The organism is Amycolatopsis pigmentata, assembly GCF_042684065.1.
GTDB classification, from domain to species: domain Bacteria; phylum Actinomycetota; class Actinomycetes; order Mycobacteriales; family Pseudonocardiaceae; genus Amycolatopsis_E; species Amycolatopsis_E pigmentata.
The window spans coordinates 886,879-906,618 of sequence record NZ_JBHUKR010000006.1 but is presented as its reverse complement, the minus strand read 5'-3'; the positions used below and the strand labels follow the sequence as shown (position 1 = coordinate 906,618).

Annotated in this window: 18 protein-coding genes; 3 read left to right on the top strand and 15 right to left on the bottom strand. The window is 69.6% G+C overall.

The window, feature by feature from the left end:
- Nucleotides 1-20: 20 nt before the first annotated feature.
- Nucleotides 21-923, bottom strand: coding sequence for an SPFH domain-containing protein (locus ACFSXZ_RS12080; protein ID WP_378264414.1), 903 nt, complete (start codon nucleotides 921-923; stop codon nucleotides 21-23).
- Nucleotides 924-1,008: 85 nt separating this feature from the next.
- Between ACFSXZ_RS12080 and ACFSXZ_RS12075 the strand changes: the two genes are divergently transcribed.
- Both ACFSXZ_RS12075 and ACFSXZ_RS12070 read left to right on the top strand, forming a co-directional pair.
- Complete coding sequence (locus ACFSXZ_RS12075) at nucleotides 1,009-1,920, top strand: ABC transporter ATP-binding protein (protein ID WP_449224274.1); 912 nt, start codon at nucleotides 1,009-1,011, stop codon at nucleotides 1,918-1,920.
- Nucleotides 1,917-3,113, top strand: coding sequence for an ABC transporter permease (locus ACFSXZ_RS12070; RefSeq protein ID WP_378264412.1), 1,197 nt, complete (start codon nucleotides 1,917-1,919; stop codon nucleotides 3,111-3,113). The genes ACFSXZ_RS12075 and ACFSXZ_RS12070 overlap by 4 nt, the downstream gene beginning before the upstream one ends.
- A 58-nt stretch (nucleotides 3,114-3,171) precedes the next feature.
- Here ACFSXZ_RS12070 and ACFSXZ_RS12065 read toward each other — a convergent pair whose 3' ends face one another.
- The 10 genes from ACFSXZ_RS12065 to pafA form a co-directional block, all read right to left on the bottom strand.
- Nucleotides 3,172-4,362, bottom strand: a complete 1,191-nt coding sequence (locus ACFSXZ_RS12065) for a GNAT family N-acetyltransferase (RefSeq protein WP_378264410.1) — start codon at nucleotides 4,360-4,362, stop codon at nucleotides 3,172-3,174.
- A 60-nt stretch (nucleotides 4,363-4,422) separates the two neighbouring features.
- Nucleotides 4,423-5,043, bottom strand: coding sequence for a DUF4333 domain-containing protein (locus ACFSXZ_RS12060; RefSeq protein WP_378264408.1), 621 nt, complete (start codon nucleotides 5,041-5,043; stop codon nucleotides 4,423-4,425).
- A 100-nt stretch (nucleotides 5,044-5,143) separates the two neighbouring features.
- Entirely contained in the window at nucleotides 5,144-7,903 is a 2,760-nt protein-coding gene (locus tag ACFSXZ_RS12055; RefSeq protein WP_378264407.1) for a DEAD/DEAH box helicase, read from the bottom strand.
- Nucleotides 7,904-8,126: 223 nt separating this feature from the next.
- On the bottom strand, nucleotides 8,127-8,996 hold the full coding sequence (locus ACFSXZ_RS12050; protein ID WP_378264405.1) for a diacylglycerol/lipid kinase family protein: 870 nt from the start codon (nucleotides 8,994-8,996) through the stop codon (nucleotides 8,127-8,129).
- A gap of 4 nt (nucleotides 8,997-9,000) precedes the next feature.
- Nucleotides 9,001-9,954, bottom strand: coding sequence for a twin-arginine translocase subunit TatC (gene tatC, locus ACFSXZ_RS12045; protein WP_378264403.1), 954 nt, complete (start codon nucleotides 9,952-9,954; stop codon nucleotides 9,001-9,003).
- A 19-nt stretch (nucleotides 9,955-9,973) separates the two neighbouring features.
- Nucleotides 9,974-10,279, bottom strand: coding sequence for a Sec-independent protein translocase subunit TatA (gene tatA / locus ACFSXZ_RS12040; RefSeq protein WP_378264401.1), 306 nt, complete (start codon nucleotides 10,277-10,279; stop codon nucleotides 9,974-9,976).
- 97 nt (nucleotides 10,280-10,376) lie between these two features.
- Entirely contained in the window at nucleotides 10,377-10,589 is a 213-nt protein-coding gene (locus tag ACFSXZ_RS12035) for a bacteriophage holin (protein ID WP_378264399.1), read from the bottom strand.
- A gap of 4 nt (nucleotides 10,590-10,593) precedes the next feature.
- Nucleotides 10,594-11,559: a helix-turn-helix transcriptional regulator gene (locus ACFSXZ_RS12030; protein WP_378264792.1), complete on the bottom strand. Its 966-nt coding sequence runs from the start codon at nucleotides 11,557-11,559 to the stop codon at nucleotides 10,594-10,596.
- A gap of 20 nt (nucleotides 11,560-11,579) precedes the next feature.
- Nucleotides 11,580-12,578, bottom strand: a complete 999-nt coding sequence (locus ACFSXZ_RS12025; RefSeq protein ID WP_378264397.1) for a helix-turn-helix transcriptional regulator — start codon at nucleotides 12,576-12,578, stop codon at nucleotides 11,580-11,582.
- A gap of 270 nt (nucleotides 12,579-12,848) precedes the next feature.
- Complete coding sequence (gene pafA / locus ACFSXZ_RS12020) at nucleotides 12,849-14,207, bottom strand: Pup--protein ligase (RefSeq protein ID WP_378264395.1); 1,359 nt, start codon at nucleotides 14,205-14,207, stop codon at nucleotides 12,849-12,851.
- Nucleotides 14,208-14,510: 303 nt separating this feature from the next.
- On the opposite strand from pafA, the gene ACFSXZ_RS12015 reads away from it, so the two are divergent.
- The gene (locus ACFSXZ_RS12015; protein WP_378264393.1) at nucleotides 14,511-15,722 is read left to right on the top strand and encodes an alpha/beta hydrolase; all 1,212 of its coding nucleotides are present in this window, start codon (nucleotides 14,511-14,513) and stop codon (nucleotides 15,720-15,722) included.
- A 76-nt stretch (nucleotides 15,723-15,798) separates the two neighbouring features.
- Here ACFSXZ_RS12015 and prcA read toward each other — a convergent pair whose 3' ends face one another.
- The 4 genes from prcA to dop all read right to left on the bottom strand — a co-directional run bounded on the left by prcA (nucleotide 15,799) and on the right by dop (nucleotide 19,652).
- Complete coding sequence (gene prcA, locus ACFSXZ_RS12010) at nucleotides 15,799-16,560, bottom strand: proteasome subunit alpha (RefSeq protein ID WP_378264391.1); 762 nt, start codon at nucleotides 16,558-16,560, stop codon at nucleotides 15,799-15,801.
- A 247-nt stretch (nucleotides 16,561-16,807) separates the two neighbouring features.
- The gene (gene prcB, locus ACFSXZ_RS12005; RefSeq protein WP_378264389.1) at nucleotides 16,808-17,668 is read right to left on the bottom strand and encodes a proteasome subunit beta; all 861 of its coding nucleotides are present in this window, start codon (nucleotides 17,666-17,668) and stop codon (nucleotides 16,808-16,810) included.
- A gap of 196 nt (nucleotides 17,669-17,864) precedes the next feature.
- Entirely contained in the window at nucleotides 17,865-18,059 is a 195-nt protein-coding gene (locus tag ACFSXZ_RS12000) for a ubiquitin-like protein Pup (protein WP_378264387.1), read from the bottom strand.
- A gap of 90 nt (nucleotides 18,060-18,149) precedes the next feature.
- Nucleotides 18,150-19,652 (bottom strand): depupylase/deamidase Dop, encoded by a 1,503-nt coding sequence (gene dop / locus ACFSXZ_RS11995; RefSeq protein WP_378264385.1) that lies wholly within the window; start codon nucleotides 19,650-19,652, stop codon nucleotides 18,150-18,152.
- Nucleotides 19,653-19,740 lie beyond the last annotated feature (88 nt).

The window sequence follows — 19,740 nt, the reverse complement described above, 5'->3', positions numbered from 1 at the left end:
GGAATCCGGCGTCGGAGCCACTACTGGTACAGGGTCCCGGTGTTCACCACGGGCTGGGCGTCCCGGTCGCCGACCAGGACCACGAGCAGATTGCTGACCATGGCCGCCTTCCGTTCCTCGTCGAGGTCCACCACTTCGCGTTCGGCGAGCCGGTCCAGCGCCATCTCGACCATGCCGACCGCACCCTCCACGATCCGCTGCCGGGCGGCCACCACCGCACCGGCCTGCTGGCGCCGCAACATCGCCTGCGCGATCTCCGGAGCGTAGGCGAGGTGCGTCAGCCGTGATTCGATCACCTTCACCCCGGCCGCGGCCACCCGCGCGCCGATCTCCTGGGACAGCTTTTCGGTGATCTCGTCGGCGTTGTCCCGTAAGGAAAGTTTCCCGTCCTCGTGCCGGTCGTAGGGGTAGGCGTTGGCGATGTGGCGCACCGCCGTCTCGGTCTGGATCCCGACGAACTCCACGAAATCGTCGACCTCGAACAAGGCCTGCGCGGTGTCGCGGACCTGCCACACCACCACGGCCGCCAGTTCGATGGGGTTGCCGTCGGCGTCGTTGACCTTCGTGACAGCCGTTTCGTGGTTCCGGATCCGGGTGGACACCGGCCGTCGCACGGTGAAGGGGTTGACCCACCGGAGGCCGTCGGTGCGCAACGTGCCGGTGTAACGGCCGAGAAGTTGCACGACCCTGGCCTCACCGGGAGCGACCGGCGTGAGCCCGCGCAGGAGCACCAAGCCCACGATGACCACCAGAATTCCCGCCACAGCGGGAACAGGCCTGCTCGCGTGCGCCTCGATCGCGACAAGCGCGGCGCCACCCAGGACCATCACCACCGAAAGGAGCAACATCAAAAATCCCGGCGCGGCGCGGACGGGTCGTTCGACCACCCGTGGATCCGGCATGTCCGGTGCGTTTTCGGTCATCTTCGCCAACCTCCCCAGCTAGACTTGCTCTCGGGACGAAACGGTAGCATAGTGATATCACATTTTCGGACTGGGGAGGGAACCTTTGACAGACCAACGGCTGGAGATCGACGCGATCTCCAAGCGGTACGGCGATGTGGTGGCCCTGCGTGAGATGAGTTTCGATGTCCGCGCCGGGGAACTGTTCGGCTTCGTCGGCAGCAACGGGGCCGGCAAGACGACGGCGATGCGCATCGCGCTGGGGGTGCTCGCGGCCGATTCCGGCGAGGTTCGCTGGGACGGCAGGCCGATCACGCTGGAGACCCGGCGGCGGATCGGGTACATGCCCGAGGAACGCGGCCTGTATCCGAGGATGAAGGTCGCCGAACAGCTGGTCTATCTGGCCCGTCTGCACGGCATGGGTGCCGCGGAGGCACAGCGGTCGGTGAAGTGGTGGACCGAGCGCCTCGACGTGGCCACACGACGGGACGACGAGGTCCAGAAGCTGAGTCTCGGCAACCAGCAACGGGTCCAGCTCGCGGCCGCGCTGGTGCACGACCCGGACATCCTGGTGCTCGACGAGCCGTTCTCCGGACTCGACCCGGTGGCGGTGGACGTGATGAGCAATGTGTTGCGGGACAAGGCCGCCCACGGTGTCCCGGTGGTCTTCTCCAGTCACCAGCTCGATCTCGTCGAGCGGCTGTGCGACCGGGTCGGCATCGTCCGGAAAGGACAGATGGTGGCCTGCGGCACGGTCGACGAACTGCGGGCGGGCGGAGCACCGAGGCTCGTCGTGGACGCGCCGCGGGCTTCCGCTGACTGGGCCGCCACGCTGCCGGGCGTGAAGGTCCTGGAGCACAAGGGAACCCGCACCGAACTCGAACTCGGCGAAGGAGCCGACGACCAGGAGGTCCTGCGCGCCGCGCTGGCCACCGGGCCCGTCCGCGAGTTCGCCCCACGCCGGCCTTCGCTGACCGAGCTGTTCCGCACGGTCGTCACCCAGGGGGGAGTCCGATGAACGTGAACATGGCGCCGTGGCAAGGAATCCGGCTGGTCGCCGGGCGTGAGATCCGGACCAGGCTGCGCTCGAAGGCGTATCGCATCAGCACGCTCGTGCTCCTGATCGTGATCGTCGCCCTTGCCGTCGTGATGAAATTCATCGGCGGAACCGTCTCGCAGACCACGGTCGGCTACACCCCGTCGAACGCGCAGCTCGCCGCGTCGGTGCAAGCGGGCGCGAAAGCGCTCGGGCAGAACGTGACCACCACACCGGTCCCCGACGAGACGGCCGGGCAGGCCAAGGTCGGCGACGGCTCGCTCGACGCCTTGCTCACCGGTGACGGCAAAGCCGTGCGGGTGGTCGTCAAGAAGGACCTCGATCAGAAGCTCCGCAACGTGCTCACCGTCGCGGCCGGGCAACTCGCGCTGAATCAGCAGATCACCGCGCTGGGCGGCGACCCGGCGCGGGTCGGCGCGGCGGTCGCCGCCGCCGGAGTCGACGTGCGGGCGCTGCAGAAGCCCTACGACTACAACGGCCAGCAACTCGTGCTCGGCATCATCGCGGGCATCCTGATCTACCTCTCGCTGATGATGAACGGCCAGGCCGTCGCTCAGGGTGTGGTGGAGGAGAAGACCAGCCGCGTCGTCGAACTGCTGCTCGCGGCCATCCGGCCCTGGCAGCTGATGACCGGCAAGGTGCTCGGGATCGGCGCGGTCGGGCTGCTCCAGATGGCGGTGATCGGTGTGGTCGGCGTCGCCGCCGGCCTGGCCACCGGAGTGCTGACGATCTCGGCCTCCGCCGCGGTGGGCACGGTGATCTGGCTGATCGTGTGGTACCTGCTGGGATTCCTGATGTACTCGATCGTCTTCGCCGGCCTGGGCGCGCTCGTCTCCCGGCAGGAGGACGTCGGCGGCGCGGTCTCCCCCGCGCTGGTCTTCGTCATCGCCGGCTACGTCATCGGGATCTCGATCCTGCCGTCGAACCCGGGCAGCCCGCTGGCCGAGGTGCTTTCGATCATCCCGGTGTTCGCGCCGACCATGATGCCGATGCGCCTGGCGATGGGCGGCGTGCCGCTGTGGGAGGCCGGTTTGTCGGTCGTGCTGGTCGCCGCGCTCATCCCGGTGCTGATCTGGGCCTCCGCCCGGATCTACCGCAACGCCGTGCTGCGCACGGGCGCCAAGGTCAAGCTCGGCGAAGCCCTCCGAGCCTGAGCGCCCAAGGCCCGGGAGGCGGTGACAACGGACAACGTCACCGCCTCCCGGCCCGGCATCAGAACCGGGTGCCGCACCAGGCGGCGATTTCGGTGCGGAACAACCGATCCGCCCGCGCGGCGGCGCCCGGTTCGACCTCTTCGATCCATCCGGCGGCCGCCAGCGCCGAGGCGGACCAGGTGCCCAGATAGAGCATCGCCAGCGCGCTTACGTCGAGCCTGAGCCCCGCCGGTTCGGTGGTCACGGCGACACGGTCCGGCGAGACGAGATAGCGGCCGGAGTTGGCCTCCAGCACCGGATCGGCCACGTCGAGGACGACCGGCTCGCCGTCGTACTCGCGCGCCGCCAGCGCCGCGGGAACGTCGACGAGGCGCAACCAGAGCCGGCCGGCGAGGGCCTCCGTCGAAACGAACGCACCGGGATCGGTGAACAGTAACTCGGCGGGCTCGTCGAGCGGACGGTCGAAGGCTTCGACGGCGCCGACCAGGTCCACACCGGCGAGAAACCGCCACAGTCCGGCGAAGGCCGCGCTGTTCGCGACGTGCTGCGTCGTCACCTCGAGCGCACTCCTGTCTTCGCGCACGGTGTAGACCACAAAGCCGTCAGGCCCGTCCGGTCCGTGATGAATCGCCGCCAGGCAGGGCTGGGGCGAAGTCCGCGCGGCCCGCTCGAAACCCGGCCACCAGTACTCGGGACGGGTCATCATCCCGGGCCGGGTGTGCGGCAGCTCCGCGAAGATCCCGGGCAGCCGCTCGAACATCTCGTCCACCCCGACCACTTCGATTTCCCCGTTCGCGGGGATTCCGGGCCGCAGCCGCGCGCGCCGCAGGTCCACCGTGTGCTTCTGGACCCGGGTGGCCACGCCATACCCGAAACGGCCGTAAATGCCCGGCTCGCTCGCGTACAACGCGGCCAGCGGGACACCACGCGTGACGAAGTCCTCGAACTGCCTGCGCATCAGGGCCGTGAGCACACCACGCCGGGTCCGGTCCGCCCGCACCCCGACGGCGGTGACCGCCGCGACCGCCGGCCGTTTGCCGCCGGGCACGGTCATTTCCGCGTCGAACGACCGTGCCGTGCCGATCATCTTCGTGTCGTCGAAGGCGCCCAGCACCCGCCCTGGCTGGTACGCACGCTCGGCATACCGCCAGTCGTCTCCCACCGGCGGCACGTGAATGGACGACCGGAACAGGTTGTTGGCGGCTCGGTGCTCGTCGGGTCGCAGTACTCGCAGGCTGTAGTCGCTCACAGGACCCGATCGTGGCGCAGAACCGTCGCACCGGCCAAACCATTTCCGGTGCGGCGGACCCTAGCGCGGCTGGCCGACCTCGTAGTTGCCGTCGGAGTCCTTCACCGTGACGGTGACGGTCTTCTTCTGGCCGTCCACGACCGCCGTGCAGTCGAACGTCGCGCCCGCCTTGACCTCCTGCTTGGCCGGGCAGGACACGCTGCTCACCGGCTGTCCGTATCCCTTGGGCGGTCCGGCGGACAGGACCGTCTTGACCCCGTTCTGCACCGCGTTCTGGTCCAGCACGGTCGTCACGAAGAACCCGGGCTTGAAGAAGCCGAGCACACACACCACGGCGACCACCACGACCACCGCGGCGACCACCATCAGGACGACCTTCCCGCCCTTCTTCGGCTCACCGGTGCCGGGCGGCTGGCCGAAGGACTGGCCACCGTAAGGCTGCTGCGGGAACTGCGGTCCGCCCGGCTGCGCACCGGGCTGTCCGTAAGGATACTGCCCGTACGGCTGCTGCGGTTGCTGTCCGTACTGCGGATACTGCTGCGGGTACGCCTGGCCGTACTGGGGCTGATGATTCCCCGGCTGGTGGGCGTAACTCTGTTCCGGAAACCCCCCCGATGACGGAGAAGGTGTGCCGCCCTGCCCCCACTGCTGCGGGTCGTTGCCCCCAAAGGGCGTGCTCATCGATACTCCAATCCGCGCCTGCCTCGCTGAGCGCGATCCAACCACAGCATCCGCTTCGCCGGAAAGCCTCTCACCAGTCCGTGCTAATGGGCGCGCCGGGTTATGCCGCGCCCGCGGCAACCACGCCCCTGCGCAGCGCCTTCACCGCCTTGGCCGCCGCCTGCCCGACCGGCTCCTCGGTGCCCAGCACCGTGCGGATCTGGTCGAGCAGGTCGATCACCTGGCGGGCCCAGCGGACGAAGTCACCCGCTGAAAGTTCCTGTCCGTTCGCCTCGGCGGAGGTGAGCACCTTCTCCAGCGATTCCCCCCGCGCCCAGCGGTAGACCGGCCACGCGAAGCCGGCTTCGGGCTCGCGCGTCCGGTCCAGCCGGTGCCGGCGCTCGTCCTCGGCCAGTTCCGACCACAGGCGCGCGGTGTCCCGCCAGGCGCGCGGCACGCCGCCGCCCGAGGGCAGACGAGGCTCCCCCGCCGAGTCCCGGCGGGCCTCGAACACCAGCGTCGAAACCACCGCGGCGAGTTCGGCCGGGTCGAGCCCTTCCCACACGCCGTGCCGGATGCATTCGGCCGCGAGCAGGTCCGACTCGCTGTAGAGCCGGGCGAGCTGGGTGCCGTGCCCGGTCACCCGGTCGCCGCCGTCTCCCAGGTAGCCACGCTCACGCAGCAACGCGCAGATCCGGTCGAAAGCGCGAGCCAATGAGTGCGTGGTGGCCGCCACCCGGCGTTCCAGCTGCTCGGTTTCGGCCTCCAGACGCTGGTGGCGCTCGATCCAGCGCATGTTCGCCTCGCGCTCGGCCAGCCCGTGGCACGGGTGCGCGCGCAAGGCACGGCGCAACGCCAGCAGTTCACCGTCGTCGGCCGCCCCGGACCGGCGTTTGTGCCGCGCAGGCAAGGAAATTCCGGCGTTGCGCAGGGTGGCCGCGATGTCCCGCCGGGTCTTGGGCGAGCGCAGCTCGACGTGCTTGGGCAGCCGGATGTGCCCCAGCGGTTCCACCGGTGCGGAGAAGTCGGACAGCGACAACGGGCCCGACCAGCGGTCCTCGGTGACCACCACCGGACGCGGTTCCCGGATCGGATCCAGGCCCGGGTCCACCACCACGGCCAGTCCCGCGCGGCGCCCGGCGGGCACCGCGATCACATCGCCCTTGCGCAGCCGCTCCAGCGACTCCGCCGTGCTGGCCCTTCGGGCCGTGGTGTTCTGCTTGGCCAGCAGCTTCTCCCGGTCGGAGATCTTCTTGCGGAGCGAGACGTAGTCGAGCATCTCCTTGAAGTCGCCGGTGATCGCCTCGGCGTAGCCGCTCAGCGCCTCCCGGTTCCGCTCGATCCGGCGCGCGAGTCCGACCACCGACCGGTCGGCCTGGAACTGCGCGAAGGAAAGCTCCAGGATCTCCCGCGCTTCCTCACGCCCGAGCTGGCTGACGAGGTTGATCGCCATGTTGTAGCCGGGGCGAAAGGACGAGCGCAGCGGGTAGGTCCGGGTGGAGGCCAGCCCGGCCACCTGCTTGGGATCGACGCCCGGCTGCCAGATCACCACGCCGTGGCCCTCCACGTCGATGCCACGCCGCCCGGCACGCCCGGTGAGCTGCGTGTACTCCCCCGGTGTCAGGTCCACGTGCGCTTCGCCGTTGTACTTGACCAGCCGTTCCAGGACCACGGTGCGGGCAGGCATGTTGATGCCCAGCGCCAGGGTCTCGGTCGCGAACACCACCTTCACCAGACCGCGGACGAACAGCTCCTCGACGGTCTCCTTGAAGGCCGGGAGCAGCCCGGCGTGATGCGCCGCGACGCCGTTTTCCAGCGCTTCGCGCCACTCCCAGTAGCCGAGCACCGCGAGATCGCCCTCAGGCAGGTCGCCGGTGCGCTGCGCGATCACCCGGCGGACCTCCGCGCTTTCTTCCGGGGTGTTCAGCCGCGTCCCGGCCCGCACGACCTGACCGACCGCGGCGTCACATCCGGCGCGGGAGAAGATGAACACGATGGCCGGGAGCAGGCCGGCGTGGTCGAGGCGGTTGACGACGTCGACCCGCGACGGCGGCCGGAACCGCGGCCCGCGGTGGCGCTGCTGCCGTCCGCCCCGGGCACGTGGCCCGCGCAGCGCGGGCGCGTGCATGCGGCCGACTTCCTCCACCCGCCGCACCAGCCCCGGGTTGATCCGCGCCTCGCCTGCGGGGCCCTCCCCGGCGAACAGGTCGAGCAGCCGGTTGGACACCAGCATGTGCTGCCACAACGGCACCGGCCGGTGCTCCTCGACCACCACCGTGGTGTTCCCGCGCACGGTGACCAGCCATTCGCCGAACTCCTCGGCGTTGCTCACCGTGGCCGACAGCCCGGCCAGCCGGACGTGCTCGGGCAGGTGCAGGATGACCTCTTCCCAGACCGCGCCGCGGAACCGGTCGGCGAGGTAGTGGATCTCGTCCATCACCACGTAGGACAGCTCGTCCAGCGTGGAGGAGCCCGCGTAGAGCATGTTCCGCAGCACTTCGGTGGTCATCACGACGACCTGCGCGTTGCCGTTGATCGCGGAGTCACCGGTGAGCAGCCCGACCGCGCGGTTGCCGTAACGCTGCACGAGATCGTTGTACTTCTGGTTGGACAACGCCTTGATCGGCGTGGTGTAGAAGCATTTCCGGCCCTCGGCGAGCGCGAGGTGCACCGCGAACTCTCCGACCACGGTCTTTCCCGCGCCCGTCGGCGCGCACACCAGGACGCCGTGGCCGTCTTCGAGGGCTTCGCAACCGCGAAGCTGGAAATCGTCGAACTCGAACGACGCCTCCGCCTCGAACGCGGTCAGCCGGGGGTATCTTCCGCGTCGCTTCGAAGCCTGATAGGCCTCGGCCGGGGATGGGGAAGGGCGAGGGGCCACGTCACCAGATTGTCATATGGCCACCCCGGCTCGCATACGGGAGCGGTCTCCGCCTAGTGCGTGTCTCACAAGTTCGTGTGAGTGCACGGGGCGAGGTGGTGCGCGCGGGTGCCGAAGGCCTCGGATTTTCTCCAGGCGGGCCGCCCGCCTGGCCAGAGGAGGCCGACAGCGAGAGTCACGGCCTGTCTACGCAAATTCGATCGCGCGCCTTTGAAGCACAGCCTCAGCCGAGCAGGGTCAGCGCCCCGGGAACACAGCGCGCCACGACGGGCAGCGACCCCAGCGGCTCGCCGTCGGCGGCGGCCAGGAAATCCCCGGAGAGCGCGATCTCGCGGGCACGGAAGGTCCGCACCCCAGGCCTGCCGACGTGGGCCCCACCGCGCAGGTGGGGCAGCATCCGGAGCAATTCGGCCCGGCCCACCCGGCCGACCAGGGTGACGTCGAACAGGCCGTCCGCGGCCAGCGCGCCGGGACAGATCGGGATTCCCCCGCCGTAGAACGGCGTGTTGCCTGCGGCGATCATGGTCGCCTCCAACTCGAAGGTCTCCGTCTCGGTGCGGACGCAGAGCGATTTCGCGCGCCACGAGCGCAGTTCGGCGAGAGTGGCCAGGTCGTAGCGGTGCGTGCCGCCCGGCCACGTCATCGTCCGGGCGCGCTCGCTGACACCCGCGTCGAACCCGGCGCAGAGCACGGTGGCGAACCACCTTCCGTCCGCCCGGCCGAGGTCGGCGCGCCGGCGCAAGCCCGTCCGGAGCGCGCTCACCACCGTGTCGAGGGCGCACAGCGGGTCCAGCGACAGCCCCAGCCCGCGCGCGAGGTCGTTGCCGCTGCCCACCGGCACGAGTCCCAGCGCCGTCGATGTGCCCGCGCAGAACTGCACCGCCTCGTGCGCCGTGCCGTCACCGCCCAGGACGATCAGCGCGTCCAGTTCCCCGGCGCGGGCGGACATCGCCTCCCGGAACTCGGCGACTCCCGGCGCCACGACCAGGTCAAGCCGGTCCACGCTGTCACGCAACCGCGTCGCGACGGTCCCGGCGATCCTGGCTCCCGCGCCCCGGCCGGCACCGGCATGCACGACCAGTGCGGCACGCACGGACTCAGGTGATGTCGTCGGTGCCCGCCGAAGACGCGGTGGTGGGCGGCGCGGGTTCGTCGTCCGCGGTGCTCGGGGTGTAGTCGAACGGGGCGGCCTCGTCGTCGCTCAGGCCTTCCCAGCCCTCTTCCTTGCGCCGCAAGGCCTTACGGCGGTCGTGCACGCGGGCGATCTGGACCGCGATTTCGAACAGGACCGTCAACGCGATCGCCAGGCCCAGCATGGAGAACGGGTCCTGGCCGGGCGTCACGAACGCGGCGAAGACCCACAGCACGAAGATGATCCCGCGGCGCCACTTCTTCAGCTTGTCGTAGTGGAGCACGCCCGCGAAGTTGAGCATGACCACCAGCAGGGGCAGTTCGAAACTGACCCCGAAGATCACCAGCAGCGACAACACGAAACTGATGTACTTGTCGGCGGTGAGCCCGGTGACGAAGAACTCGCTGCCGAAGCTCGTGACCAGCGCGAGCGCGCGGGGAATCAGCAGGTAGGCCAGCACGGCGCCGCAGGCGAAGAGCACGCTGGCGAAACCGACGAAGGTGAGCGCGTACTTGCGTTCCTTGGAATACAGGCCAGGCGCGATGAAGGCCCAGACCTGGTAGAGCCACAGTGGCGAAGTCAGCACCGCGCCGGCCGCGAGGCTGATCTTCAGCCGGATCATGACCCCTTCGAAGGGCACCGTCTGCAGCAGGTAGCAGCCCTTGTCACCGTCGAGCCGCTGCCCCTGCGGGATCGCGCAGTACGGGTCGGTCGCCAGGTTGCCCAGCGAAGGGATCGGGCCGATCTTGGTCCCGAACCAGATGAAACCGAAGATCCCGCCGACGACGATGGCCAGGAGTGCCCAGCCCAGCCTGCGGCGGAACTCGTAAATGTGCTCGATGAGCGTCATCGTGCCGTCGGGGTTGTGCCGGCGGCTGCGCTTGCGCCGCCGGGCCCGGCGGCCTTCCGGGTCGGCCACTACACCAGTCCTGTCCGGATCAGCTCACGTGCTTCTGCGGATGGTCTCCCGTGGCCTGCTGCTTCTTCAGCTCGTCCAGCTGCCGCTGCAGGTCGGCGACCTGCGACTCGGTGCCCATCGGCTGCACGGTCGACGAGGAAATCTGCTTGGTCTCCGGCTCGGTCGCGCCGTCGGCGGAGTCGTCCATGGACTTGGTCTCGGCCTTGAAGATCTTCATGGACTTGCCGATCGAGCGGGCCGCGTCCGGAAGACGCTTGGCGCCGAACAACAGCACCACGAGCAGCAGAATGATGATCAGGTGATACGGCTGCAGTCCGTTCAGCATGAGGGGGCTCCCATCTTGTCCACGCCTACTCCGCGCCTCAAAATCCGTGGTGCCACGCGAGGCGCGCTGGGGCCGCCTTTCGAGACACAGCCTAATGCTACTGGTTCGCCTGCCCGCGTCGCCTCTGCCTGAGCGCGACCCGTACCCCGGCGGCCCGCGCCCTGACCAGTCCGGCGCGGTCACCGGTGCTCGTCACCGCCGCGTTCCTGACGGCGGAGAAGCGGCGGAGGGCCCGGAAGGTCCGCGTCACCAGGAAACCCAGGAGCAGCAGCCCGGCAACGGCGAGCACGATCGACGGCAGGTACGGCACGTGATCACCCTAGGCGATCCAGTGTGGAAGCCAGGTGTGCCGCCCGTGCCAGCGCGTCGGAGGCCCGTTGCCGGACGGCGTCGGCGAGCGAGGCGGGCCGCTCGACCCACGCGTCGCCGCCGAGGCCGAGCACCAGGCGGACCATCCACGACTCGTCGCCGTAACGCATCCGCACCCGGAGCCTGCCCCCGTCGAGTTCGGCCAGCTCCTCGCACGGGTAGTACTCGGCCACCCAGCGGGCGTCCGGCTCCAGGACCAGCTCGGCCTCCGGCTGCTCCGGCCGGGCCTGGAAGACACCGCCGGAGATCTCGGTGGGCCGGGCTTCCGGGGGCGGTACCGCGGCCTCGTCGAGCATCACCACGGCGTCGATCCGGTCGAGCCGGAACAGACGTACCCCTTCCGCCCGGCGGCACCAGGCCTCCAGGTAGCCCACGGCCTGCACGATCAGCAGCCGCATCGGGTCGACCGTCCGCTCGGTGATCTCGTCCCGCGAGGCGGTGTAGTAACGGATGCGCAGCGCCTTCCGCTCGTGCAGCGCCTGCTGCACCGCCGCCCGCGTGCGCGCGGTCCGTTCGCCCTCCCGCACGGCGAGACCGACCACCACGCCGGAGGGCTGGGCCTGCCCCGCGGCGGCCTCGATCTTGGCGATGGCCCGCAGCACCGCGTCGGTGTCCGCCACGCCCGGGGTTTCGGCGAGCGCGCGCAGGGCCACCAGGAGCGCGGTCGCCTCGGCGCCGGTGAGCCTCAGCGGCCGGTTCATGCCGGCGTCGAAGGTGACGGTCACGGTGTCGCCCTCGAAAGAGAGGTCGATCAGGTCGCCGGGACCGTAGCCGGGCAGACCGCACATCCACAGCAGTTCGAGATCCCGCCGTAGTTGCCGGGGGGTCACGTCGAAGTCCCGTGCCGCCTCGTCGATGGCGATGCCGGGCCGGGCCAGCAGGTAGGGCACCAGGGCGAGCAGGCGTGGCATGCGGCCCGCGGTGGAGGCGCTCACCGCCCGGCCTCCCGGGACGCGCCGGCAACGCCACGGGCGAGCCCGTGGAGCCGCTCACGCACCGCCTTCGCGAGCACGTCCGGCTCCAGGACCAGCACGTCGGGCCCGTGCCCGGCGATCCAGTTCGCCGCGCTCTCCGGGTGGTAGAGCTCGACCTCGGCCAGATCGCCCTCGACCCCGTCCACGGTCAGCCTCCCGACGAGCTTGGCGTGCCTGCGGATCCGGGCCGCGCGATGCTCGGCGATCCAGAGCCGGGCGGTGGCCACCGGAGCGGGCTCGGGGCGGTCGCTTCCCGCGACGAACTCCAGCAGGTTGACGTTCTCCGGCCGCCGCACCTCGCCCGGTGGGCCTGCTGTGGAGACCTCGCCGAGGATGCGGGAAAGGCGGAAACAGCGAGGCGCCCCGCGGTCGCGATCGTGCCCGACGACGTACCAGCGGGCACGCCACGACACCACGCCCCACGGCTCCAGCGTGCGGGTCATTCGCTCGGCGGAACCGGACCGCCGGTAGCCGAAGCGCACCGCCTGTCGGTTCTGCACCGCCGCCAGCAACGGCGAGAACGCGGACTCGGTCCGCACCCGGGACTCGACCACGCCGGGCGCGGTGTGGTCGACCTCGACGCCGGCCGCGCGCAGCTTCACCAGTGCGCCCTGCGCCTGGCCGGTGAGCTCCGGGGAGTCCCAGAGCCGGACCGCCAGGCCGACCGCGGCCGCCTCGTCGGGCGCGAGCTCGATGTCACCCAGCTCGTAGTCCCGGCGGGCGATCCGGTAGCCGTCGGCCACGTCGAACGCGGAATTCCGCCCGATTTCCAGCGGAATCCCCAGCTCCCTCAGCTCGGTCTTGTCGCGTTCGAACATGCGCGAGAAGGCCTCGTCACCGCTGGCCTCGGCGTATCCGGGCACGATTCCGCGAATCCGGTCAGCGGTAAGGTACTGCCGGGTGGACAGCAGAGCGAGCACCAGATTGACCAGGCGCTCGGCACGCGCGGTGGACACGCGACAACCCTAGCTCCCCCGGCCGTCCCGGGTGGGTAAGACCACCGAGGAACACGCGGCACATTCGAACCCTTGACCGATCGTGTTGCCGATAACGGCGACACGCCCGCATTCCGTCGCCCTCCGGTCACTCACCGCGCACGGTTGGGTCCCCATGAGCCACTCAGGTGGCGCCTTCCGGACCCCCTGCCCGGGGTTCGCGCCTCCTCGTCACGCGGAGGCGCGGCCCACCCGGACGGATTGCGGGAAGCCTCGCGACACCAGTGGTCGTCAGAGGGAACTGATCAGGCGGTCGACCCGCTCGTCGACCGCCCGGAACGGGTCCTTGCACAGCACGGTCCGCTGGGCCTGGTCGTTGAGCTTGAGATGCACCCAGTCCACGGTGAAGTCACGCCCCGCGGCCTGGGCCGCGGCGATGAAGTCACCGCGCAGCTTGGCCCGGGTGGTCTGCGGTGGCGTGTCCTTGGCCAGCTCGATCTCACCGTCGTCGGTGATCCGCCGCACCAGCCCCTTGCGCTGGAGGAGGTCGAAGATGCCGCGGCCCCGCCGGATGTCGTGGTAGGCGAGGTCGAGCTGGGCCACCCGCGGGCTGGACAGGTCCAGGTTGTGTTTGGCGCGGTACCGCTCGACCAGCCGGTGCTTGATCGCCCAGTCGATCTCGGTGTCGATCTTGCCGAAGTCCTGCTGCTCCACCGCGTCCAGCGCGCGGCCCCACAGTTCGATCACACGCTGCGCGGTCGGGCCGGAGTCGTTCGCCCGCACGTGCTGCACCGCCCGCCCGTAGTACTCGCGCTGGATGTCCAGTGCCGACGCTTCACGGCCGCCCGCCAGCCGCACCGGCCGGCGTCCGCTCAGGTCGTGGCTGATCTCGCGGATCGCCCGGATCGGGTTGTCCAGCGTGAAGTCCCGGAACTGCACGCCCTGTTCGATCATCTCCAGCACCAGGTTCGCGGTGCCGATCTTGAGCAACGTGGTCGGCTCGGCCATGTTCGAGTCGCCCACGATGACGTGCAGGCGCCGGTACCGTTCGGCGTCGGCGTGCGGTTCGTCACGGGTGTTGATGATCGGCCGGGACCGCGTCGTCGCGCTCGAGACGCCCTCCCAGATGTGCTCGGCGCGCTGGGACAGGCAGTACACCGCACCACGCGGCGTCTGGAGCACCTTGCCGGCACCGCAGATCAGCTGGCGGGTGACCAGGAACGGCAGCAGCACGTCGGCGATCCGGGAGAACTCGCCCGCCCTGGTGACGAGATAGTTCTCGTGACAGCCGTAGGAGTTGCCCGCCGAGTCGGTGTTGTTCTTGAACAGGAAGATGTCCCCGCCGATGCCCTCGTCGGCAAGCCTGCGCTCGGCGTCGACGAGCAGGTCTTCCAGGATCCGCTCGCCCGCCTTGTCGTGCGTGACGAGCTGGATCAGGTCGTCACACTCCGCGGTCGCGTATTCGGGATGGGACCCGACGTCCAGGTAAAGCCTGGAGCCGTTGGACAGGAACACGTTCGACGACCGTCCCCACGACACCACCCGCCGGAACAGGTACCTCGCCACCTCGTCCGGCGAGAGCCGCCGCTGCCCGTGAAAGGTGCACGTGACGCCGAACTCGGTCTCGATGCCAAAAATCCGCCGCTGCATTACTCAATGCTAGGCGCTTCCGGCCCGGATGAGGTGGGCCGATCGGGCGGCGGGTGAAGGCGGTTCGCACGTCAAGGGTCCTTGGGACTGTCATGACCATGTCTTGGTCGTGTTTGATGGCGTGCCAGGAGGTGTGATGCGAACCCGGACGATGCCCCGATCGGCACAGGTCGTGGCCCCCACGTGCACTCCGCGCGTCCCCGCGCAACCGGCGGTGCGCGGCGGCGTCTCCTCCACTGTGATCGATCCGATGACGGGACTTCCCACCGCCACGCACCGGCCGGACCGAAGAACGGGACGCCGGTGAATCTCAATCTCAGGACCGACCCGGTGATTCCGGACGAGGTGGCCCGGCAGGCACGTGACCTCGGTCCGTTGGAGTCTCCCCTGATCTGGTGGACCTTCGCCGCGTGGACGGTCGTCCTGGTGACGGTCGTGGTGTGTTTCTGGCGGCGCAGGACGGTCCGGCGACGGGCCTCGATCGCCGCTTTGTGCTGTTTCCTGCTCGCCGCGGTCACCGCCGTGAACACCTATGTGGGCTACGTCAGGACCTTCCACGATCTCGGCCGGATGCTCGAACGCAGCAGCAGTCCGCTGAGCGCCGTGGGCACGGTCCTCGACGACGGCCGGAGCGGCACGGGCCGGTCGAGGTCGTCCGGCGAACCGTCACTGGCCGCCGGCCCCGCGCCCAAGATCGGCGACCCCGGCACGCACGTCGAGCAGATCGACATCGCCGATCCGGCCAACGGTGTGCCCGCCAGCAAGAGCTATGTGATCCTGCCGCCCGGCTACTCGGATCCCGGCAACGCCGCCGAACGTTACCCCGTCGTGTACCTGATCCACGGGTATCCCTACGGCGGCGCCGAGGACTGGCTCACCTCCGGTGACGCCCAGCACACGCTGCAGCTGATGTTCGACGCCAAGGCGATTTCCCCGGCGATCGTGGTCAGCGTGGACATGACCGCGGGCGAACCGAGCCGTGACTGGGAGGCGGTCAACGTGCCCGGCGGGCCCCAGCTGGAGACGTTTCTCACCAGGACCGTGGTGCCGCGGGTCGACCAGCGCTACCGCACGGTGGCCGACCGGAGCGGCCGCGCGCTCGGCGGGATGTCGGGCGGCGGTTACGGCGCGCTCAACATCGGCCTGCATCACGTCGACGAGTTCGGCAGCCTGCTCGTCGCCCTGCCCTACGACACGCTCGGCGACGACGCGCGCCTGTTCCACGGCGACAGGAACCTCGTCGAGGCGAACACGCCCCGCGACTACCTGCCCACCATGAAGTTCGGCGCGCCGGTCTCGATCATGCTCGCCGTCGGCAGCGGCGCCACCACCGACGTGGCCACCGCCAAGCGCATCGCGGCCGCGTTCACCGCGCGCGGCCAGGAGGCCGTGGTGCACATCGAACACGGCTTCAACCACACCTGGCACACCGCGCGCGCGACGCTGCCCTACCTGCTGGTCTTCGCCGACCAGCATTTCCACATGCGGTCACGGCTGACCGCCGCGACCCATTGACCGGCTCGCCGGTCAATGGGAACCGCTCGCCCGCGTCAGCACGGACGAGCGGTTCCCGGTGTCGCGATGTGGCGCCTCAGCTGTCGCCTTCGGCAGGCTTGCTCTCGTCCTCGGCGGGCTTGTCGCCGTCGCCCTCGGACTTGTCCGGCGACGGCAGGAGCGCATCGAGCGCCGCGCCGGTGATCCGGCGGAAGGCCCGGCGCGGACGCTCCCGGTCCAGCACCGCGACCTCGAGCTTGACCGGCTCGGTCTCCCCGTTGTTGCCCGACGATGTCGCGCGCAACGCCTCGACGGCCACCGTCAGTGCCCGCTGGAGCTCGAAGCCCTCTTCGAAGCTCTCCTTGAGCTTGTTGACCACCGGCTCGGTCTGCCCGCCCATCACCACGAACTGCGGCTCGTCGAAGATCGACCCGTCGTAGGTGAGGCGGAAGAGCTGGTCCTCGGCCGGGCCGGAGCCGACCTCGGCCACGCAGATCTCCACCTCGTAGGGCTTGAGCTGCTCGGTGAAGATGCTGCCCAGCGTGGCGGCGTAGGCGTTGGCCAGCGCCCTCGCGCTGACATCGCGCCGGTCGTACTGGTAGCCCTTGAGATCCGCGTGGCGGATACCGGCCACCCGCAGGTTCTCGTACTCGCTGTAGCGGCCGACGCCGGCGAAGGCGATCCTGTCGTAGATCTCGGAGAACTTGCGCAGCGTGGTGGACGGGTTCTCGGCCACGAACAGCACACCGTTGCGGTACTTCAACCCCACCACACTGCGTCCGCGCGCGATGCCCTTCCGGGCGAGCTCGGAGCGCTCACGCATCAACTGCTCGGGAGAGGCGTACAGCGGCATGGTCACGGCATTACCTCCGCAAGTTTGCGCGCCACAGGGGGTGTCACGGTTTCCTCCGCAAGCTCGCGCGCCACCGCGATCGTGTCGACAGGGCGCTCCTTCCCAGCACACGCCACTTCAAGCGATTGGGCGCCCTGCCGCCCCGCTAGCGGGAAAAAAGGGCGCGCGCTGCGGTCACCTTGGCAGCCGCGCGTTGCCACAGGGGGTGTCACGGTGGTGTGCTCCAAAAATGCTCGGTGGGACAAGGGACTGATCAGCTCCGGCCCTGCGCGACCCGCTCGGCGCGACCGGCGACGACCGCCTCGGCCACGGCCGCGGCCTGATCGGAAGGCAGCGGTTCGGCACCCCGCTCGGCGGTGATCGTCACCACGGTGGGGAAGATCCGCCGGACCACGTCTGGACCGCCGGTGGCGGTGTCGTCGTCCGCGGCGTCGTAGAGCGCCTCGACGGCGGTCCGGACGGCGGCCTCTTCGTCGGCGTCGGGGTCGTAGAGCTTCTTCAACGAGGACTTCGCGAACAGCGAACCCGATCCGATCGCGTGGTATCCGGCCCGCTCCTCGTAGCGGCCGCCCGCGACGTCGAAGGAGACGATGCGCCCGGCCCGTTTCGGGTCGTCGGCTTCGATGTCGTACCCGACGAACAGGGGCAGCACCGCCAGCCCGGCCATCGCCATCTCCAGGTTGCCCTTGACCATGGCGGCGAGCTTGTTCGTCTTGCCGTCCAGCGACAGCGAGACGTGCTCGATCTTTTCGTAGTGCGCGAGCTCGACGCCGTAGAGCCGCACCAGCTCCAGCGCGATGCCCGCGGTGCCGGCGACACCGACCGCCGAATACTCGTCGGTGACGTAGACCTTGTCCATGTCCCGCGTGGCGATCAGGTTGCCCGATGTCGCCCGGCGGTCACCGGCGATCAGCACCCCGCCGGCGAAGTCGACCGCGACGATGGTCGTGCCGTGCGGCGCGTCGAGCTCCCTCGGGGACGCTCCTGGCGCGGTCCGGCGGCCGGGAAGCAGATCCGGCGCCTGAACCCGGAGGAACTCGGCGAAGGACGAGGTCGTGGACGAGAAATAGGCTGCGGGCAGAGAAGAACCCGAAGAGCCCGGCGTGTTTTCCATACGTGCTCGTAGTTCCCATCAACGAAGGCTGGCTTGTCCGGGCGACCCGGCGCGCTTGCGGCCGGGTCGCCCGGGCGTGCCCTAGGTTAACGTCTGCTCGTGCCCCCCGTCGGCGCCCCCGCCACCCATGATCGTCTCATCCGCGGAGAAGGGCACGGGGCGGCTCAGGGACCGTCACACCACTTCGTCACGACCACTACTGGCCGCCCTTTTGCACGTACGCGCGCACGAAGTCCTCGGCGTTTTCTTCCAGTACGTCGTCGATTTCGTCCAGGATGGTGTCGACGTCCTCGCCGAGCTTCTCCCGGCGTTCCTGCCCGGCCGGCGCGGCGCCTTCCAGTTCTTCGTCGGAGTCACCGCCACCGTGCTTCTCGATCTTTTCCTGAGCCATCTCGCCTCCCGGTGAGCCGTTGCTCCTAGCCTACCCAGTAGATACGACATTCGGCGCTACGCTGTTCGTGCCCGGAGCGCTCGTTCTCGTTCATTCTGAACCGGTCAAGGCCTCCACGAGCTCCTCGGCCGTCGCGGCCTCGTCGAGCAGCACACCGACGTGTGCCTTGGTGCCCCGCAGCGGTTCCAGCGTCGGAATCCGCACCAGTGACTCCTTACCCACGTCGAAGATCACCGAATCCCACGAGGCCGCCGCGATCGAGGTGGCGTACTTCTCCAGCGTGCGACCGCGGAAGTAGGCGCGGGTGTCCAGCGGCGGCTGGGTGATGGCGGCCTGCACCTCCTCCTCGCTGACCAGCCGTTTCATCGAGCCGCGCGTCACCAGCCGGTTGTAGAGCCCCTTGTCCAGCCGCACGTCGGAGTACTGCAGGTCGACCAGGTGCAGCCGGGGCGCGGCCCAGGCGAGGTTGTCCCGGGCGCGGTAGCCCTCGAGCAGGCGCAGTTTGGCCGGCCAGTCGAGCCGGTCGGCGCACTCGGCCGGGTCGCGGGCCAGCGCGTCCAGGATCTCGCCCCAGACCCGGAGCACTTCCTTCGACTGGGCGTCGCCGCCCGTCCGCTCCAGGTGCGCGGCCGCCATCTCGTGATAGGCGAACTGGATGTCCAGGCCGGTGTACTTGCGCCCGTTGGACAGCGAAACCTTGGTCTTCAACGTGGGATCGTGGCTGATCTGGTGCACGGCGCGCACCGGCTCGTCGAGCTTGAGGTCGTCGAACCGCTCCCCGGCCTCGATCATGTCCAGCACCAGCGCGGTGCTGCCGAGCTTGAGGTAGGTCGAGTACTCGGCGAGGTTCGCGTCACCGATGATGACGTGCAGCCGCCGGTACTTGTCCGCGTCCGCGTGCGGTTCGTCCCGGGTGTTGATGATGCCGCGCTTGAGCGTGGTCTCCAGGCCGACCTCGACCTCGATGTAGTCCGAGCGCTGGGAAAGCTGGAAACCGGCTTCCTCGCCCTGCGGGCCGATGCCCACCCGGCCGGATCCGGTCATCACCTGCCGCGAGACGAAGAACGGCGTCAGTCCCGCGATCACCGCGGTGAACGGCGTGGACCGGGACATCAGGTAGTTCTCGTGGGTGCCGTAGCTGGCGCCCTTGCCGTCGACGTTGTTCTTGTAGAGCTGCAACGGTGGCTGTCCGGGCACGGTGGCCGCCTTCATCGCGGCCTGCTCCATGACGCGCTCGCCCGCCTTGTCCCAGATCACCGCGTCACGGGCGTTGGTCACCTCGGGCGCCGAGTACTCCGGGTGCGCGTGGTCGACGTACAGCCGCGCGCCGTTGGTGAGGATGACGTTGGCCGCGCCGAGGTCCTCGACATCCGGATCGTGCCCGGGGCCGCCGGGGCCCGCCAGGTCGAACCCGCGCGCGTCGCGCAACGGGGACTCCACCTCGTAGTCCCAGCGCGCCCGGCGCGCCCGCGGGATGTCGGCGGCCGCCGCGTACGCCAGCACCACCTGTGTCGAGGTGAGCACCGGGTTCGCGGTCGCGTCCCCCGGCACCGCGATGCCGTATTCGACCTCGGTTCCCATGATCCTCCGCATATCCCAAGCCTACGGGTCTTCGGGCCTCACGGTGATCCGGCCACGGGTTGCGACCGGGTAAACCCCCGGATGTGGCGCGCGACCGGGT

What these genes read in the sequence shown, in the direction of transcription:
- ACFSXZ_RS12080 (WP_378264414.1), bottom strand. Translation starts at nt 923, where the DNA reads ATGACCGAAAACGCACCGGACATGCCGGATCCACGGGTGGTCGAACGA.
- ACFSXZ_RS12070 (WP_378264412.1), top strand. Translation starts at nt 1,917, where the DNA reads ATGAACGTGAACATGGCGCCGTGGCAAGGAATCCGGCTGGTCGCCGGG.
- ACFSXZ_RS12060 (WP_378264408.1), bottom strand. Translation starts at nt 5,043, where the DNA reads ATGAGCACGCCCTTTGGGGGCAACGACCCGCAGCAGTGGGGGCAGGGC.
- tatA (WP_378264401.1), bottom strand. Translation starts at nt 10,279, where the DNA reads ATGCTGAACGGACTGCAGCCGTATCACCTGATCATCATTCTGCTGCTC.
- ACFSXZ_RS12030 (WP_378264792.1), bottom strand. Translation starts at nt 11,559, where the DNA reads ATGCCACGCCTGCTCGCCCTGGTGCCCTACCTGCTGGCCCGGCCCGGC.
- pafA (WP_378264395.1), bottom strand. Translation starts at nt 14,207, where the DNA reads ATGCAGCGGCGGATTTTTGGCATCGAGACCGAGTTCGGCGTCACGTGC.
- prcB (WP_378264389.1), bottom strand. Translation starts at nt 17,668, where the DNA reads ATGGAAAACACGCCGGGCTCTTCGGGTTCTTCTCTGCCCGCAGCCTAT.
- ACFSXZ_RS12000 (WP_378264387.1), bottom strand. Translation starts at nt 18,059, where the DNA reads ATGGCTCAGGAAAAGATCGAGAAGCACGGTGGCGGTGACTCCGACGAA.
- dop (WP_378264385.1), bottom strand. Translation starts at nt 19,652, where the DNA reads ATGCGGAGGATCATGGGAACCGAGGTCGAATACGGCATCGCGGTGCCG.